At 52.7% G+C, this 16017-nt stretch carries 17 protein-coding genes; 4 read left to right on the top strand and 13 right to left on the bottom strand.

The window, feature by feature from the left end; translation table 11 throughout:
• Positions 1-66 precede the first annotated feature (66 nt).
• Positions 67-663, bottom strand: a complete 597-nt coding sequence (locus SH302x_RS13635) for a sigma-70 family RNA polymerase sigma factor (protein WP_479358126.1) — start codon at positions 661-663, stop codon at positions 67-69.
• A 168-nt stretch (positions 664-831) separates the two neighbouring features.
• Between SH302x_RS13635 and SH302x_RS13630 the strand changes: the two genes are divergently transcribed.
• Positions 832-1563 carry a hypothetical protein gene (locus tag SH302x_RS13630; protein ID WP_479362955.1) on the top strand — a complete coding sequence of 244 codons (732 nt, stop codon included), beginning with the start codon at positions 832-834 and terminating at the stop codon, positions 1561-1563.
• Here the strand turns inward: SH302x_RS13630 and SH302x_RS13625 are convergent.
• The 7 genes from SH302x_RS13625 to SH302x_RS13595 all read right to left on the bottom strand — a co-directional run bounded on the left by SH302x_RS13625 (position 1560) and on the right by SH302x_RS13595 (position 8369).
• Positions 1560-2591, bottom strand: coding sequence for a hypothetical protein (locus tag SH302x_RS13625; RefSeq protein ID WP_479362954.1), 1032 nt, complete (start codon positions 2589-2591; stop codon positions 1560-1562). The two genes, SH302x_RS13630 and SH302x_RS13625, sit on opposite strands and share 4 nt — an antisense overlap.
• Complete coding sequence (locus SH302x_RS13620; protein ID WP_479362953.1) at positions 2566-3753, bottom strand: hypothetical protein; 1188 nt, start codon at positions 3751-3753, stop codon at positions 2566-2568. The genes SH302x_RS13625 and SH302x_RS13620 overlap by 26 nt, the downstream gene beginning before the upstream one ends.
• Before the next feature lie 326 nt (positions 3754-4079).
• Positions 4080-4670: an RNA polymerase sigma factor gene (locus SH302x_RS13615; RefSeq protein ID WP_479362952.1), complete on the bottom strand. Its 591-nt coding sequence runs from the start codon at positions 4668-4670 to the stop codon at positions 4080-4082.
• A gap of 197 nt (positions 4671-4867) precedes the next feature.
• A complete protein-coding gene (locus tag SH302x_RS13610; RefSeq protein WP_479362951.1) occupies positions 4868-5236 on the bottom strand; it encodes a hypothetical protein in 369 nt (122 codons plus the stop codon).
• Between the two features lie 127 nt (positions 5237-5363).
• Positions 5364-7175: a winged helix-turn-helix domain-containing protein gene (locus SH302x_RS13605; RefSeq protein WP_479362950.1), complete on the bottom strand. Its 1812-nt coding sequence runs from the start codon at positions 7173-7175 to the stop codon at positions 5364-5366.
• Positions 7168-7938, bottom strand: coding sequence for a hypothetical protein (locus tag SH302x_RS13600; protein WP_479362949.1), 771 nt, complete (start codon positions 7936-7938; stop codon positions 7168-7170). Before SH302x_RS13600 ends, SH302x_RS13605 begins: the two co-directional genes overlap by 8 nt.
• Positions 7939-8174: 236 nt before the next feature.
• Positions 8175-8369 (bottom strand): hypothetical protein, encoded by a 195-nt coding sequence (locus tag SH302x_RS13595; RefSeq protein ID WP_479362948.1) that lies wholly within the window; start codon positions 8367-8369, stop codon positions 8175-8177.
• A 268-nt stretch (positions 8370-8637) separates the two neighbouring features.
• On the opposite strand from SH302x_RS13595, the gene SH302x_RS13590 reads away from it, so the two are divergent.
• The gene (locus SH302x_RS13590; RefSeq protein ID WP_479369226.1) at positions 8638-9654 is read left to right on the top strand and encodes a NotI family restriction endonuclease; all 1017 of its coding nucleotides are present in this window, start codon (positions 8638-8640) and stop codon (positions 9652-9654) included.
• Positions 9655-9660: 6 nt separating this feature from the next.
• On the opposite strand, the gene SH302x_RS13585 is transcribed toward SH302x_RS13590, so the two are convergent.
• The 5 genes from SH302x_RS13585 to SH302x_RS13565 form a co-directional block, all read right to left on the bottom strand.
• Positions 9661-10506 (bottom strand): DNA adenine methylase, encoded by an 846-nt coding sequence (locus SH302x_RS13585; protein WP_479369225.1) that lies wholly within the window; start codon positions 10504-10506, stop codon positions 9661-9663.
• Between the two features lie 263 nt (positions 10507-10769).
• Positions 10770-11177: a hypothetical protein gene (locus SH302x_RS13580; protein WP_479369224.1), complete on the bottom strand. Its 408-nt coding sequence runs from the start codon at positions 11175-11177 to the stop codon at positions 10770-10772.
• Complete coding sequence (locus tag SH302x_RS13575; protein WP_479369223.1) at positions 11174-12748, bottom strand: recombinase family protein; 1575 nt, start codon at positions 12746-12748, stop codon at positions 11174-11176. Before SH302x_RS13575 ends, SH302x_RS13580 begins: the two co-directional genes overlap by 4 nt.
• The gene (locus SH302x_RS13570) at positions 12745-13245 is read right to left on the bottom strand and encodes a DUF2924 domain-containing protein (protein ID WP_479369222.1); all 501 of its coding nucleotides are present in this window, start codon (positions 13243-13245) and stop codon (positions 12745-12747) included. The genes SH302x_RS13575 and SH302x_RS13570 overlap by 4 nt, the downstream gene beginning before the upstream one ends.
• 23 nt (positions 13246-13268) lie before the next feature.
• Positions 13269-13481 carry a hypothetical protein gene (locus SH302x_RS13565; RefSeq protein WP_479369221.1) on the bottom strand — a complete coding sequence of 71 codons (213 nt, stop codon included), beginning with the start codon at positions 13479-13481 and terminating at the stop codon, positions 13269-13271.
• A 264-nt stretch (positions 13482-13745) separates the two neighbouring features.
• Here SH302x_RS13565 and SH302x_RS13560 point away from each other — a divergent pair, with 264 nt between their 5' ends.
• Together SH302x_RS13560 and istA are read left to right on the top strand one after the other, a co-directional pair.
• Positions 13746-14216, top strand: a complete 471-nt coding sequence (locus SH302x_RS13560) for a hypothetical protein (RefSeq protein WP_479369220.1) — start codon at positions 13746-13748, stop codon at positions 14214-14216.
• 195 nt (positions 14217-14411) lie between these two features.
• Positions 14412-16016, top strand: coding sequence for an IS21 family transposase (gene istA / locus SH302x_RS13555; RefSeq protein WP_479369219.1), 1605 nt, complete (start codon positions 14412-14414; stop codon positions 16014-16016).
• Position 16017 lies beyond the last annotated feature (1 nt).

Raw genomic sequence — 16017 nt, 5'->3', positions numbered from 1 at the left:
ACTTGTGTTGGCTGAAACTTGCTCTCTCTATCTGTTGGAATACCCGGTACCCGGGTGAGTTGACGGTTACGATTCCAGATATCTGTCAAATCCCGCTTCTTCAAAGAGCTTGCGGATCTGCAACATCCAGTCGTTGAGCGTGGTGCGAGGGATGCCGAGATCGCGAGAAATCTCGGTGATCGACTGGTTTTGACGGCGACGGAGAATGTCTTGGTATTTCTCCGGTAGCTTCGATATGAACGTTGCCAAATCCATGCGAAGGTCGTTGAGCTCTTCCTCGCCAAGGCGACGCTCACGTCCCAACCGTCGGTCTTGATCTTGGTGGTGTAAGGTCTGGGACATTTCGACCTGACCGCCGTCATCACCGCGGACGCTCTTGCTGAGACTGACGCGGCCGGCGGTCGCGCGCTTTGATACCGAGCGATCGCGAACCACGTTAGCCAGGTGACGTTGCACCACGGTGCAAACGTACGGGTAGAGATGGCCAACTGATGGGTCGTAGAGTCGAAGGCTCTTCGTCGCTCGGACGTAGACCTCCTGGACCAGATCACTACGATCCTGCTGGGTGAAGTCGGACTTGGCGATCAGCTTTCCAACTTGACGATTGATGACACTGCGAACGAAATTGTCGTCGGCGAGATTGATAGAATGGTTGTCTGACACAGACGGACCTCCTGGTTGAGGCCCCACAGGCGACAGGTCCGAGAGTTAAAGCCTGTGAGGCCCGCCCGCTCGTTTGCGGGCTGTTTCCTGATGTGAATCAGACCTGTCGTCCGCTACTGGCGAAAATTCCCAAAACGGCCTGGGAAAGAAGAAAATTCCCAAGCGAAGGTGTCAGAAATCCCGAAAAACAAAGGGAAAACAGGAACGAATATTCTCAAGAATTCCATGAGTGGGGTTTTGGGAAATTCCCAAAACCTTCCCACTGCTAGACACAGCCACAACAAAGGTAACTACATGAAAGAGGACATACTTGAGCAACTCGCCGACGACTTTCTGCAATTCCGCGGGTACTTCACGATGCACAATGTTAAGTTCAGACCCCAGGCAGATCATCCAGAGTTCGTCTCAAACCAGGATTCGAACAACAGCGATATTGATGTGATCGGCATCAACCCAAAGTTGGCCGGTTGCGATCGAGTGTGGGCGATAAGTTGCAAGAGTTGGCAAGGTGGATTTCGCCCAGCGGCAAGAATCGCGAAAATCTCTAGCAATGGACGCGTAAGTGGCAGAGATGCATGGAAGGGATTCCGTGAGCTGGTAATGCCGAAGTGGGCTATGGCGTTCCGTAAAGCAGTATTCGATTTAACCGGAAGCAATGAGTTCACTTACGTGACCGCAGTCACTAAGTTGCACGGCGATAAGTCCATATGGCAAGATCACCAACCGTTCCTTGACATCATTCAAGCTCCAATCAAGGTACTAACATTGAATGAAATGTTAGAGGAAGTGTGGCCGGGGTTGAACACAACACCCGCCGCGTCAGACGTAGGACGAACTCTTCAGCTGATAAAAGCCTCCGGATGGAGTCCTGCACCGCGCCCAACGAGAAGAGGCGGCTAGCTGTCTGGTTGCACTTGAAAAACACATTGCCAGCCCTTCCCATCGTCCGTTAGTTCGATGGGCTCGCCTTCAATGTCAAAGAACTGCTGCAACGACTTATTCAGCAACTCCCGCCGCTTTCGGTTCTTCCTACACGCGTCGGGCGAAAGCCATGTCATAGTACCACGGACTCGTGCAAAACTCTGCAGCAGTTCCCACTGCTTGCTGGGTTTACCACTTCGCGAATCAACCAACCCCAGTTGAGAGTAGGTCAACACTTGTCGCTGGTCGCGGATGACCACGCTGATCTTCTCGGTGTCGCTGAAACGCATCTCCACATCGCTCCAGCGGCTACCGCTTGGAGTTGGGAATCGACCAGTCACGGTTCTCGCCGGTGGCATCAGTCGATCGCGGAACGCAACCAATTGCTGACGCGCCCATGGAGACAGGCACCACTCGCCATCATCGCTGAGCAACAATGATTGATCGAGCGGAACCACAAGAGATCCTCTCGAGTCCAACATGGTTTCGTTGCGACTACTCAACATCCGCTTGGATGTGAGAAACAAAACGAATGGTCGCTGAAACTCTGCCAAGAACGCATCGATGCACCAATCAAGCCGGCGAGGATCGCTTACTTTGGCCAGGAACAATGAGAAGCCAGATCCATTGGGATTCCCATAGTGACCAAGCCTGTATCGATACATCGGGCCTCCGAGACGTTCGAATGCCATGTCATACCCAACTAGAGAAGCCAGCTCTGCGGCGAGCTTGCCAAAGCTGAACTCGTAGCAAACGATGTCGCGTCGATCGACCGGAACGTACTCCTCGGTCTTCTCGTTGTAGCCTTCGAAGACACCATCGTCGACCTCGACAATTTCCAGCCACTCGTACGGACGACCTGGAACAGGCAGCGCCGCAGCGAGGTCTTTGATCGGCACGAGGAGTTCGCGGTGCGAATCAAATGCATCGCCCAGCAATAGCCGCCAGCTCAGATGGGAGGTCGCCACATCGTTTAGCTGCTCAAGTGCTTGCCAGGGCTGGCTCATGGCGAGTCCTCCTCGGCAATTGCTTCGAGATGATGAATCCACGCTGGGTAAGCCAAGCTTCGATGGTCGACGACACTCGGCCACGACTGTAGATGGCAACATTAGGAGGACGAACTGTGATCGCCAATTCGGTCTTGCGTCCCTCAAGCTCCATCTTGAACGTTGCGGAGATCAAGCGCCTCTCGATGCGAATATTCTTGTTTTTTGCCTGTGCCCACTCAAGCAGGTCGTCGCCTTTTCGAATGGTTATCACGCCGTAGCGATCATCTGGGTCACCAAGCCAAAGCTCGATCATTCGAACATCGCGGACGCCCTCAATATCGCCAGGTACCAGTGCATCAAACTCGAACTCGCGAAGAGGATCGAGCGTGTACTTCACGCCAGTCGGAAACAGGTTCTCGTTGCCGAACATATGCTTGCCCAGAAGACGGCAGTACAGGGCTTTTTCCCTCGCTGTCTTGGCATTGACCCGTAACTCTCCAAACTCACGGTTGTAGATGGCTGAGGCGCTCTGCACTGGCCAGAACGACTGAAATCCGAACCGACCATTTTCTACAACCGTCTGTCGTCGAAAGAGGCTTCCGTGCATGATGGAGAATTCGACCTCCTCGTCATTCTCGAAGACTTCAACCTTCGTTCCCTGTGCGCGGAATCGCTCCACATGCCAGGAATCGATATCTCGTTCCAGTTGCTGAAGCGTCTCCTCTGCGGGCGTCACGAACTTCGGAGCGGTGGTCTGGCTCGCTTGAAAATAGTCGTACGAGCGAACTCGCTTGATCCGAGACAACGCATGGGTCTGGACCAGCTTCTCGCGATTCGACAGCCACGCCGCCGTGACGATGTCGGCCGAAGAATGCTTCCCTCCAGGAGCGATTCCGAGAGTGTGAGCTGGAACTCGATCGAGCAACAGATCGACAGCAACAGTGTTGGCTAGTTCATCAATCAAAGAGATCGCGTCCAGCAAGTCTGCTGGCGTTTCTCGATCGGCTTTGGCTATCTCGCGTATGACCGCTTGGCAATCGATCGAGCCTGGGGCTTCGATCGGGACAGACCGATTTGCAAAAAAATCGGCATAGGGGTGGAGCAGAGCGAACAATCGCTCGGGATCGATCGATTCCAAAACACCGGGGCGCGACAGGCGCGAAATTCGAACTGCGGTCATGTTGCAAACCTTGAAAATCAATTAGCCATACCAATCCTTCATTGATTAAAACGTCAAGCGATCCAAACGACTGACGCACAAAAAGTGCGATTGGCAGGGGCTGGCCTACGGCTTCCACCGTGCAAAACTCCTAGCGTGGGCATCCCATCCGCCAGTCCATGACCGTTGTCCTAAGTGATTCCATCCAGGCCAAGCCACTGCCAATCGCGAATGCTATCATCCCGATGGCTGTGACACGTTAGGTCACAGCCCGGAAGAATTTTTTGGAAAAGCAGAAATTACCGTCCGGCAATTCCACATCCAGAAAGTTTCGCCATGGAATTCGACTATTCCTCGAGATACGCTCTGAGCCCGGCGTCATCAAACTGCTGACGGATCTGACGCAGCCAATCGTTGATCGTCGTTCTCGGGATTCCCATTTCCCGCGAAATTTCAGACACATTTCGCGTTCTGAGCCGACGAACAATCTCTTGGCAAACCGGTGGCAGCTTCTGGATTGCCGATGACAAATCCATTCGAATACTCGCTCGCTCTTCATCACTTCGAGCTGTCTTTCGACATAGCCTTCGGTCCTGGTCTTCCTGCCGCAGAAGCTGGTAAAGCTCGCAGGATTCACCGTCAGCGCCGCGGACAACCTCGCTCAAACTGCACCTGCCGCTCGTGTGCCGCTTGACCGTCGACCTTTCCCGAAAGATCTTTGAGGCGATACGTTGGATCGCGGTACATAGGAACGGATAAGGATGGCCTATCGCTGGATCATAGGACTGAATGCTCCGCATTAGTCGCAAATGGATTTCTTGAACCAGATCATCAACCTCGCTTTCGTTAAAAACTGGTGCCCTAGCCAAAAGCAGGACACGACGTCGAATCACCGCTAGGACAAACACGTCATTGTGAAAGTCAAAACCATCAGCCATTGTAAAAACTCCTTGCTGGCTTGGAGCTTGGCGTGGGCTAACGACGAGCGGTCAATCCAATGCAGCAAAACGAAAAAAGCGGCGGCAATGCGAGTCGAGCCATGTTCGGCGTCGCCCACAATTGCCTCCGCTTTGCGGCCAGCTAAATGTCAGGGAACTAATATGATAAAATGATTTTTTGGGTGCCCACTCCGTGATTAGGCCGGCACCTCATTGAGTTCGACAATAAACGGAAGGCCATGCTTGATCTCAATTAGATCAAGCTCACCGTTCCCAACCCTCTCAATCAAGCGAAAGAGCTCGCACACCTCTTGCTTCAGAGAAAAATCCGCGATCCCAAGTTCTGGTCTCGGACCATTCTCGCCCTTTAGTTTGTGAACGCTCCTTGCGCTTTTGATGGAACTGAGAACTGGCTCACCATTGATGACCCGAAGACCTTCGATCCGTCCAAAGTTGATCCGCTGCATCAACTCAAGCAATTGAATACAGTCACGCGAAAGGTCTCGCTTTTGTACATGCGAGGTGGGCCCGCACTTGCTGTCTCGCGTAGATAACGCGGAATCCATTTAGTCTCTCCTTCGTAGATGAACGACCGCAATTTGCTGCGGCTAACGAAGAAGATTCTGAAGAGGGTCGCTGATTTTTCGCTTTACACAACGCTGAGAAATCGCTGATGTCGCGCAGGTTTTTCAGCTACGCCTTAATCTTCAGGGCGTAATGATGACGGTTTGTCTTCCCGTCGATTTCAAGGTTTACAAGCCCAACAGATTCAAGCTGCCTACGCAGATTTGACACCACACGCTGCACGGTGTTCTTCTCGACATGCTCATCTTGCCAAACCGATGCTCGCAACTCATCGAGTGACACGTAGGTGCCTGGCCTCTTGCTGATACGCTTAATAAATGCGTACTCCTTCGTATTTCGGAGCTCACACGATTTGCCTTGAAACACCACAGAGAACGTTTCGTCATTAAACAACACCGCTCCGTTAGTGGATGCGTGCCCAGTGTCGTTTGTGCTATGCTCAAGCGATGCCGGTGCAGCTGGTTTCGAAGTCTGAGACACACGTCCCACTGCAATTCCCAGCAATGACCGCGGCGGATAGTCCTTTCGCACCACTTTTGCAGACGAAGAACTAACGATGTTTTCGACAGTGCCGCAAATATCCCGTGCATGTCGCTTTAATAGTTTGAACACTTCGTCAGCCGCTTGTGACGGTGGTAGTCTGAGTTGCCGAAGGACCCGTGCAATCTCCGGATACGCTACAAGAAGTCCTTCGGGGCTGCCCAACCGATCGAGCTCCAAGCAGGTGCCGAGATAACGTTCGATCATGGTGAGATCAGCTTCCTCACGTTCGCCGAAGACCACATCGGACGAATACATCTCTGCTGGATCTTCTTCGTTCGTAAACCCAGCAGCGAGTGCGTTCAATCGCCGATCTACACATTGCGAACAATAGCCACAGTGCGTGTGCATGTGAGTCTGTTCCTTTGTGTGGGTGCAGCTACTTGTGCGAGCGCACAGTTTAGCCAAGCCAATAGCCTTTATCTCGCGGAGAATGTCGGCCTTTGTCTTCCACAAATACGGGTTCTCAACAGCAAACGGCTTATCGAATGCCAGACTGAATATCTCTTCGAAGCCATTTAATACGCGTGGGTGCGTGGTACGAGTCGCACGTCCACCTATCGCTTGCGGGCTCAATGGGATATTCAGACTGATTACTCCGTTCTCATAGAATCGAATCCGATTCCGGTTGAGAGAGAGTGCAACGGCAGCAGCGAGGGCAGCGAACAAAAACGACCGACTGCGTTGGGTGAAGTCCCGACCAAAATTCTTCGTCTTGTTGACCTCAATGGCAACATGCATCGGCGCAATGGATTTCTTACCCAAATGATCGACCAGGTCCTTCACCAATCCCTTCTGCCTCGCGTAGATTTTGCTGACCGGTCGATGGCTTACAAGAACCACCTTGCGCTGGCCTTGTATAATCTCTTGGACGGCACCGCCAAACGAATCGAGACCACCTGAAAACAGTATGACTTCTTCAAATCCCGCATCATCAACCTCGAGTGTATCGAAAAGATACCGGTCAACATTTGGTGGCGTCTTGAAGCTCGTGAAGTGAAACTCATAGTCATCGTCGGAAAGAAAACCGATCGTCTCTTGAAGTAGTGAAATCATCTTTGGATCATTCCACTTGTCAGGCAGTCGCACTGGGATCTCCAAGCGGAACTGCCTACGCCACTTCGTGCCATATTCAAATTCCTTTAGCCCACCTCGACTAACCATCTGGTCTGCGGCGTAAACGTATGTCGCAATCTCCAAGAGATCGATTGCGATAGCAGGAATCTGGCTGGCCAGCCTGCGCGTGATATGATGTAGGCGAAGGTGGAGCTGCTTTTCACCCTTTCCTAGTTCCAGACGGATCGGCTTAGATTCTCGCCACGCCTTATTCCTCGACGAAAGCTTTGCGCCACCGCAAAGGATCAGATGCTTTTCAGTCATCTCGATCCCCCCGCACTTTAAGCTCTGATTTCAGCTTGGTCAGTGCATAGTTCGCAAAGTTCTTCGCCTTCTGCGGGGTGATCCCATTCTCAAAGTTCGCCTTGGAATACCAGCCGCCAGCAAACGTTCTGACAATTTCACCAGCTTCCCGGCAATGTGCACCGAGCTTTTGAACAAAATCTGAGCTCTCGGACGGGTCGGCAAATCGCCCGTTCCCGCCAACATGATTGGAGAGCTCGCGGCCGAGGTGGTATGTGAGGTATCGCTGAGTGAATCGTGAGAAGAAATCGTGCGCGAGGGTTGCGAAACCGTTCTGCGTTGAGAAATGGTACGCAGCGTCCTGAATCTCGGCAGTTGTCGTCCCAAAGAGACTCTGCGAGCGTGGACCAATCAACGCAGTAATGCTTTCAACCGCTGCAGACTGCGCCATCTCGCCGATGTCAGTTCGCTTACCATTGCCGACGAGGTGGCGGTCGACAGCTTCGCTGAAGCCACTCACAATGTCGAACAATCCTGCATCACCGGGAACGCTAATTCCAGCGTTTTGAAGTGAGCCAGCGAAATCGTCAGTTCGTGCTGCTAGTACGAACTGCGTTAATAGATAGACGGCGTGACAAAGGCCCGGGTCGTTGTGGGCAATATCGAGTCCATCTTGGGCTGCTTGCGAGGTTGCACCAGCGACAGCGGCAACGTCACCACCTTCGGCCAATAGCCCAACGACTCGTCTCCAACGAGTTGTATCGGGTAAAGTTCCGAGCCGCATGTGTCCCATGTGCTAGTCTCTCGTCATTCCAAGGCCCTCCTGCCTAATCCCACGGGTTTTCTGAAATTCTTTCGTAAATAGCTTAATCTGAATCCGACCGATATGCTGATTTTTTTACGCCACGCGGGATTTAAGCGATTGCCAATCACCCTCAACCACCCATGCGAACCGAAATTCGAACTGGCTTGGTCTGTGACAAAGCACCGATCTGCACCTGCTTTTGCTCTCGAGTTGGCTTAACGCTCCAAGTCGAGTTCCAGTGGGTTGGTGGAGTTGCCACACGTTTGTGCATGCCAAGCCGCCTGGGGAAGCGACATCGAAAACGCTTCATCCCGCATATGCTCGGCAGCCGCTACAAACGCCCGATCCGCATGCTTGGGCGGCATCAGCTTCAGCTCGACGTATCCCTCAAAAGTCAGTCCAATCGCCATTCGTTCATCTCCTTGGTTTGGCTCGATTTCGCTCGCAACAAGTCAAATTGCTTGTCCAGATGCTTATTCCAGCCGAATGCCGCACTTCGTAAAAAGAATTCAGCTATTCGTCGATTTTTTGTGCGATTTGAATCCTGGACTTGTGCCCTCGGTCGTGTCTGCGAGAATTAAGGGGTTTAACACCAAGTGTAATCGTCCCCAGTAGTTAACCAAGCATCGGGCTATTGTCCGCTCGCTGCCTTGGATTGCGTCAGGATCAAAAAGTCGAATGGCAAAGAAGAAGTCCCAGCCGAAGGAGAAGGCATTCAAGATTCCAGCCCCGCGCTTCGGAATAGGTGAATGGTATGGGCGATCTTTCGTGAATCTAACAACAGATGAACGTCGTCAGTTTGCTGAAACAGCAATCAAGCAGACCAAAGCAAATGCCCCGATTTGTCCGTTCAAGCCTGATACCGAGAAGAGTCAGCTTTGCAGCAAGAAAGGCGGGATATGCTGCTTGAGGCTGTACGAGTGGGAAGACAATGGAACTGCCAGTGTATTGAATGGAAAAGACGGCGATCTACGTGCGGTGTGCCCACATAGATTCAAACAGAACGGAACAATCTATAGAGAGATATCTCTCTATATGATTGAGGAGCCAGCACCACGTGTTGCTGATGAAGTTCGGTTTCTTCAGCGTTTAACTTCAGATTCAATGGATGCCAACGCTGAGGAGATCGCAGAAGCTGAGAGTGGCGAAGACGTGGAAGCAGCGAAAGAGGACGTTGGGAACATTGATAACGTCTTAGTGCATTCGACTGACGACGAGAAGTGGTGCGCTCTCGAAATCCAGACAGTCTATTTTTCCGGTGAGAAGATGAAATTGCTGTTTGAGCATATTCGTGACTTCCCATACGACAGCATGCCGTTTCCAGACAAGAATCGTCGCCCTGACTATCGAAGCAGTGGTCCCAAACGCTTGATGCCTCAATTGCAGATCAAGGTGCCGACACTGCGTCGCTGGGGAAAGAAGATGGCAGTAGCAGTTGATCGCGCGTGGTTTCGAACAAACGTCGTTAACGTAGAAACGGTATCGCATCTCTCAAATGCTGATATCGCATGGTTTCTGATTGACTATGACGAATCTACTGATCCGGCAACTATCAAGATCGGCATTCCTGAGATGCAAACGCTAGAACGTGCGGTTGAAGGATTGACAGGCGGATCACCTGTAACTTTGCCAGAGTTTGAAGCGAAGATTGTAGAGAAGCTATCGCCAAAGCCCACTAAGCGGCGGCGAAAGTAAAATCGTTCACCGTGCCCAAGACAAATCCTTTCCAATCAACAGCTCGCTCATCACAGCATGATGAGTGTTCTTCATAGCGACTTCCTGTGTGTCCAGTCCGTACTTTTTAGCAAGGTTATGGACGGCTTCGCAGTTGTCATACGTCATCAAAAATTGGAATTTCGATTTGGCGACTACCTTGAACAACAGATCGTGGTCAACGTCGGAATGGGCATATAGTCGTCGCCCCGCGACTGTGTAAGGTGGATCAACAAGGCAGGCAACATCTTTACGTTTCGCAATCGATTGCAAATACGTTATACCGTCACCCTTGATGAAAGTAATCGACTTCTTTCGTTCAACAATATCAAGAATGCGTTTCTTCAGAGTCTCTGAATACCAACGAGATTTCAGACCTTTCCCAGCTTCGCCAGACTTCATCAAGCTTGCTCCGGGTGCCATGATCCCGCCTCGCTGCATTCGGTTCCTTACTATCGCGGCAAAGGCTTTATCGAGCGGCGACTTGTTTTCCGCATCTAGGACGGCTCGAACGTTTTCTAACGTTACATCAAAGCTGACGATCCGTTCCGCCAAGGCCTTGCCTTTACCGTTGAGGATTACCTGCCAAACTGAACTTACGGATTCATCGAGTTCGATCAGCGTTAGGCTATCGGCTAGGTTCTCGAATATCGTCGTGAGACCACATATCCCACCACCAGCAAAGGGCTCGACGAACTCGGCAGGCCTTGTCTCCAGAGAAGTAAGCCAACGGCGCAGGTGGGGTACTAACCAAGTCTTGCCACCTGGATATCTGAACACGCTGCGATGTGGAACCGAAGCAACGTTGATTGGTTTAGCCGTCTTTTCTGCCATTTCCATGACCTTCCGTCCTAGATTGTCCATTTGCCCAGAGTTTACCAGTTGGGCGACTTTTTGGCCACTAGCTCGATTACCAGCCAAAGCGGATAGCGTTCACACGGCTTCCCGTCCTGTCCTTGCGCGTTAGGACTGGATAGGGTTGATTGAGAGGAGCGTAAAGGGCTGAGGCACGGTGTGGTACCTGAAGCGATCGGCCGCCAACGGAATAACCGGCGCTGAATCGGCGCTCCGATAGCGCCGAAAGACGTTTGGGAACGTTACTCTCGATTTTCCCAGAGTTTTCGTTGGGTTCGCCAGCTAAATACCGTCGCAATGAATTGAAGTGATTTCAGCTTAATCGGTGTGCGGTCATCGCAATTCTTTTCGCCGAGAAGGAGTTCTTCCTGAATTTCGGGAGCCAACAGCCGCAAGTTCATGATCTGCGTCACGCGTGCTCTGGTCACATGCCCGAGGCGGGCGAGGTCGGCGTAGTCGGTGACGACGCCTTGCCGGATGAGGTCCTCGAAGTGGATCGCGAGTGCCATGTATCGCGAGATGCGCGGGATTCGTTCGAGTGCTGGCTTGGATTCGTCCCATTGGGATGCCCCTTCGACGATTCGCTTCTTGGCCCCACGGCCACGTTGCTTGATTGAGAACTGAAAGTCGACGCTTACTGGCTTGCTCATGATGCGGCCTCCACAAGTTCAGGACGGTTCTCCATGGCGATCGTCTTGATGCCATCGGGATGGAACGTGATGGTCACGCGACCGGTCGCTCCGTCGTAATCGATCTGCTTGACGATCAACTGGACAATCCGCGATTGCTCGCGGACTGTGAGCGATTCCCAGATCGGCTCGAAACTGGTCAATGCATTGACGACATCTGCGCGGGTTAGCGTCTGGGTCTGCAGCGCCGTCAGCTTCGCTCTAACGATCGCATGCCGATGCTCGGCGCGACGAAGACTCTCGTGCCAGTCGGCTAACTGTTCCAGAGAAGTTGCATCCGGCGAGCCTGGCTTAATCTTGGGAGCGGCAACGCGAATGGCTTCGTTCCAGTACTCCAGTTCTTTCACAAGCTCGTCCCGTTCGGCCACAAGTGCCCCCAGTTCGCGCTCAGTTTGGATCTTGGCTTGTTCCACCACCTCGTCGACGAGCGCCGCGTCGTGACCAACGTGGCGTATCTTGTCGACGACAAACTTCTCGATCTCGGCGGCCGGTACTGACTTCGACTTGCAGTTCTTCCAGCCACGCTTCTGGGCCTTCATGCAAACATAGTAACGGTAGCGTTTCGATCCGTTCTTGGTCGTGTGCGTCGGCGTCATCGAACAGTCGCAGCAGGCACATCGAAGGATTCCTTTGAGCATCGCGCCGAACTTGTTTCTCGCTTCGACACCGCCAGTTCGGCCATTTCGTGTCAGAAGCGATTGAACCTTCTGCCAAACCTCCAGTGAAACAATCGCATCATGCTCTCCTTCGTTCACTTCGTCTTTGTAGCCAAGCTTGCCGATGTAGGTGACATTGGTCAGGAGCCGGAACAGCGTTGCCTTGGTAAACGGCGAGCCGCCCCGGAGGGTTCCCTTCTTCGTTTTCCATGACTTGTTGTTCCAGCCACGGTTGTCGAGTTCAGCGATGGTCGCCATGATCGATTCGCGTTCTAAGTACAGGCTGTAGATCGTCCTGACCCTATTGGCCTCGACCTCGTTGATTCGAAGCTTGCCACCTTGCGGCTCGATGTCGTATCCAAGCAGCGGCATGCCACCAGACCATTTGCCTTTGCGTCGCGCCGCTGCGATCTTGTCACGGGTTCGCTCCGAGATCAGCTCGCGTTCGAACTGGGCAAACGACAGCAGCACGTTGAGCATCAGCCGCCCCATCGAGTTGGTCGTGTTGAATTGCTGCGTCACGCTGACGAATGCGACTTGGTTGCGTTCGAAGACTTCGAGCATACGAGCGAAGTCCATCAGCGAGCGGCTCAGTCGGTCGACCTTATAGACGACCACGCAGTTCACCTTGCTGGCTTCGATGTCCGCCAGCAATTGCCTGAGCGCTGGACGATCCATGTTGCCACCGGTGAATCCACCATCGTCGTAGCGATCGGGCACGCAATGCCAGCCCTCTTGCGTTTGGCTTTTGATGTACGCCTCGGCGCATTCGCGTTGAGCGTCAAGCGAATTAAACTCCTTGTCGAGCCCCTCGTCTGTGGACTTGCGGGTGTAGATCGCACAGTTCAATTGGCGATTGATGTTGGCCTTGTTCATTTGTCACCGCCTTTTTTGTTGAGCTTGAAGAAGTGGTATCCGTTGCAGTGCTGGCCCGTAATCTTCTTGGCCACAGCGCTTAGCGTCTTGTAGATCGCCCCCTCGTATTCGAAGCCGTTTTCCAGAACGAGCACCACGATCTTCTCGCCTTTGTAGACTCGCTCGATCTCTGATCTCGGCGGCGGGAGACGATTGTCTTCTTCGGGTTGAACGAAACCGGTCACGGTGTCGCCCGCTGGCTTCGGGGCTGGCTTGATGGCTTTGGGCGCGGTCGTACGGATATCAGTCCCGCGAGCGAGTTCTGCGGCGCGACGCCTGGCCCGCTGTGAAATGTCACCTTCGATGTTGGCCTGCATCTTCCAAGCGATGCGTTTGACGAGCCAGTGCTTGTTGCGAGTGTTGGTGGGCTCGCCCCACGTCTCTTCGAATTTCTCTCGTAGCTGTCCAACCGTCATGCGTTGGAGCAGAGCAACCTCTTTGTCGATGTCGATTTGCATTGATTTCTCCTGAGAAAACGGACTCACTGGTCGTTAACCACGTTGGTCACAGAGAGCACGCTTTCCGAAGAAACCTCAAGGCAAGCTGTTGGCAATTCCGCTGGATCGTCGTCGATTTCTGAATCCAGGATCGCCATACGCGATTTCATCCGGACGATGCCGGCCGCCAGAATCGCAGCGATTTCTGATCGCCGAGCCGGCGCGGACAGTGAAGAAGGGGGAACAGACGAGAGCAACTCGCACCTCCATGCTCAACGCCGCTATAATTGGCGGCTCGAAGACAGACATTCGCAGCAACAGCAGCCGCGTCTATCTGTAGGAATACCCGGTGCGGGTTCGAAATGACGGATTAGGGTGCGAAAGAGAACGCATTCGCTGTGGACTTAATCTGCTATCTCTCGCGGAATCTTTTACGAATTGCCCGGCTCGCAAGGAATAAGCATATAGGCAGGCAACTTTACCTTGCCACAAATCGAGTGTTTATCATAGGAGTCGTGTAAATGAGGATTGGATTGACCATCGAAGAATTCGTCGAGCTTGAGCGTAAGCCTATCGCTCGCGGTGGCCGGCCACTGACGATTGAGGAGGCAGCAGAACATATGCGGCAACGCGGTTATTGTTGCCGACCAGAATCACTGAAGCTTTTGATGAAAGGTCGGTCGCTAGAAGCCTCGAATCGCATCTGGTCGCGAGAGCTCATCGAGTCCTGTTGTGACTACTTCGAAGCTCACGAGTTCTTTACACCCTACGTTGAGATGTGCAGGGTCTTGGGATGTAACTACTTCGCTTTCCTGCGGGCCTTGAAAGATGCCTCGGAACGCGAGTCAAAAAAGTATGGCAACCAGATACGGATGGACGATCAATTGTTCGTGATGCATAGAAGTCCAGCCCGCGAAGAACATCCTGCTGTCATAACCTTCACGCTTTGTGAAGACATTCGAGATAGACTTGTCCGCGGCGAAGGCGTGTAGGGCATCATCCATCGATCCCATATTTGAGCAACGGTGGTGTTAGACAACGCCACCGTTATACAGATACAAAATTGTCAGTTGGCGCTCAAAAGGGACCAGTGATTGGCGCTTGAAAATCCCCCACCTACATGGAGGTGGAAGGGTCTGCTCAGATGTTGAACTTTTGGCCACAAGAGTACGCATCGAGGGCAGGTCATGTCCAATCACTTGGCAATGGATAAAGCACAGTCAATACAGCACTTACACGGTTTAGGCTGGTCGCAACGCAAGATTGCAGCGGCCCTTTCAGTCGACCGAAAATCGGTCAAAAGGCATCTGGAAAGCCACAATCCAAAGGGGGCCGCGCCAACGGGTCAAGCGCCAACGGCTCTGGAATCGGCGGCCGAAGACTCAAAAGGGACCACTGCGCCAACGGGTCCGGTGACAAAGATAGCGGATGGTGCGGCGCTGGAGCAGTCTGACGCGGAAGCGAATGTTGCTGCGTCTGCTCGAAGTGGTTGTGCTGCCTATCATGAAGCCGTGGTGGCTGGTCTCAAGCAGCAACTCAGTGCACAACGGATCTATCAGGATCTAGTCACCGACCATGGTTTTAGCGGTAGCTACTGGAGTGTGAACCGCTACGTCAAAAGCCTTCGTAAGCGGCCGGAGCTGCCTTTTAGGAGGATGGAAACGGCGGCTGGCGAAGAAGCCCAAATCGACTTTGGAACTGGCGCACCTTATCTCGATTCAGAGGGTAAGAAACGACGGACACATGTGCTGCGTGTGGTCCTCAGTCACAGCCGCAAAGCCTACAGCGAAGTGGTCACGCGGCAGACTTCCGAGTGCTTTATTACGGCTATTGAGAATGCGTTTCATGCATTCGGCGGAGTGCCGCGTACAATTGTTGTCGACAACTTGAAGGCCGCCGTCATCAAGGCGGATTGGTTCGATCCCGAACTCAACCCAAAGTTATTGGACTTCTGTCGTCACTACAAGACGACGGTACTGCCAACTAAGCCCTACACCCCCAGGCACAAAGGCAAGGTGGAACGAGGCGTGGCGTATGTCCAGGAAAACGCGCTCAAGGGACGTGTCTTTGAGAGTATCGTTAAACAGAATGAGTACTTAGCCAATTGGGAACGGACGGTAGCGGATACACGCATTCACGGGACTCTCAAGTGCCAAGTGGGAAAGCTATTCGAAAGTGTTGAACGCGCTGCGTTACAACCACTTCCACGTGAACGATTTCCGTTTTACCACGAAGCACGTCGCGTCGTCAGTCGTGATGGTCACATTGAAGTGGCCAAGAGTTTCTATTCGGTTCCTCCCGAGTATGTGACCTGGGAAGTGTGGTCGCGGTGGGACAGTCGCATGGTGCGTGTCTTTAATCAGAAATGGGAACAGATTGCTGTTCATGCTCGCGTGGAGCCTGGCAAGTTCAGTACGCTCAAGGCCCATATCGCCAGTGAAAAGATTAGCGGCGTTGAACGAGGCATCGCATATTTACTGGAAAAAGCAGGCAAAATCGGCCCTCATACGGCATCGTGGGCTAATGGCATGGTAGCCGAGCGAGGTGTTCAAGGATCACGTGTACTACAAGGATTATTGTCTCTGACTGGCAAGCATGACTGCCAGCAGATTGAAGCAGCTTGCGAAGTGGCTTGGAGCCATAAGAGTTTTCGACTGCGATCGATCAAGAAGTTGATTGAACATCACGGACAAACACAAAGCACCTTCGAGTTCCTGCAGGAACATCCGCTGATTCGTTCGACTGAGGTGTATGCGCAGTTCGTGCATAACCTAATTCAAGGAGGAGTATGAG

It is taken from the genome of Njordella calcicola (assembly GCF_056494125.1).
Note: the sequence above shows the minus strand (reverse complement) of the source record. Positions and strands in the feature narration are given on the sequence as shown.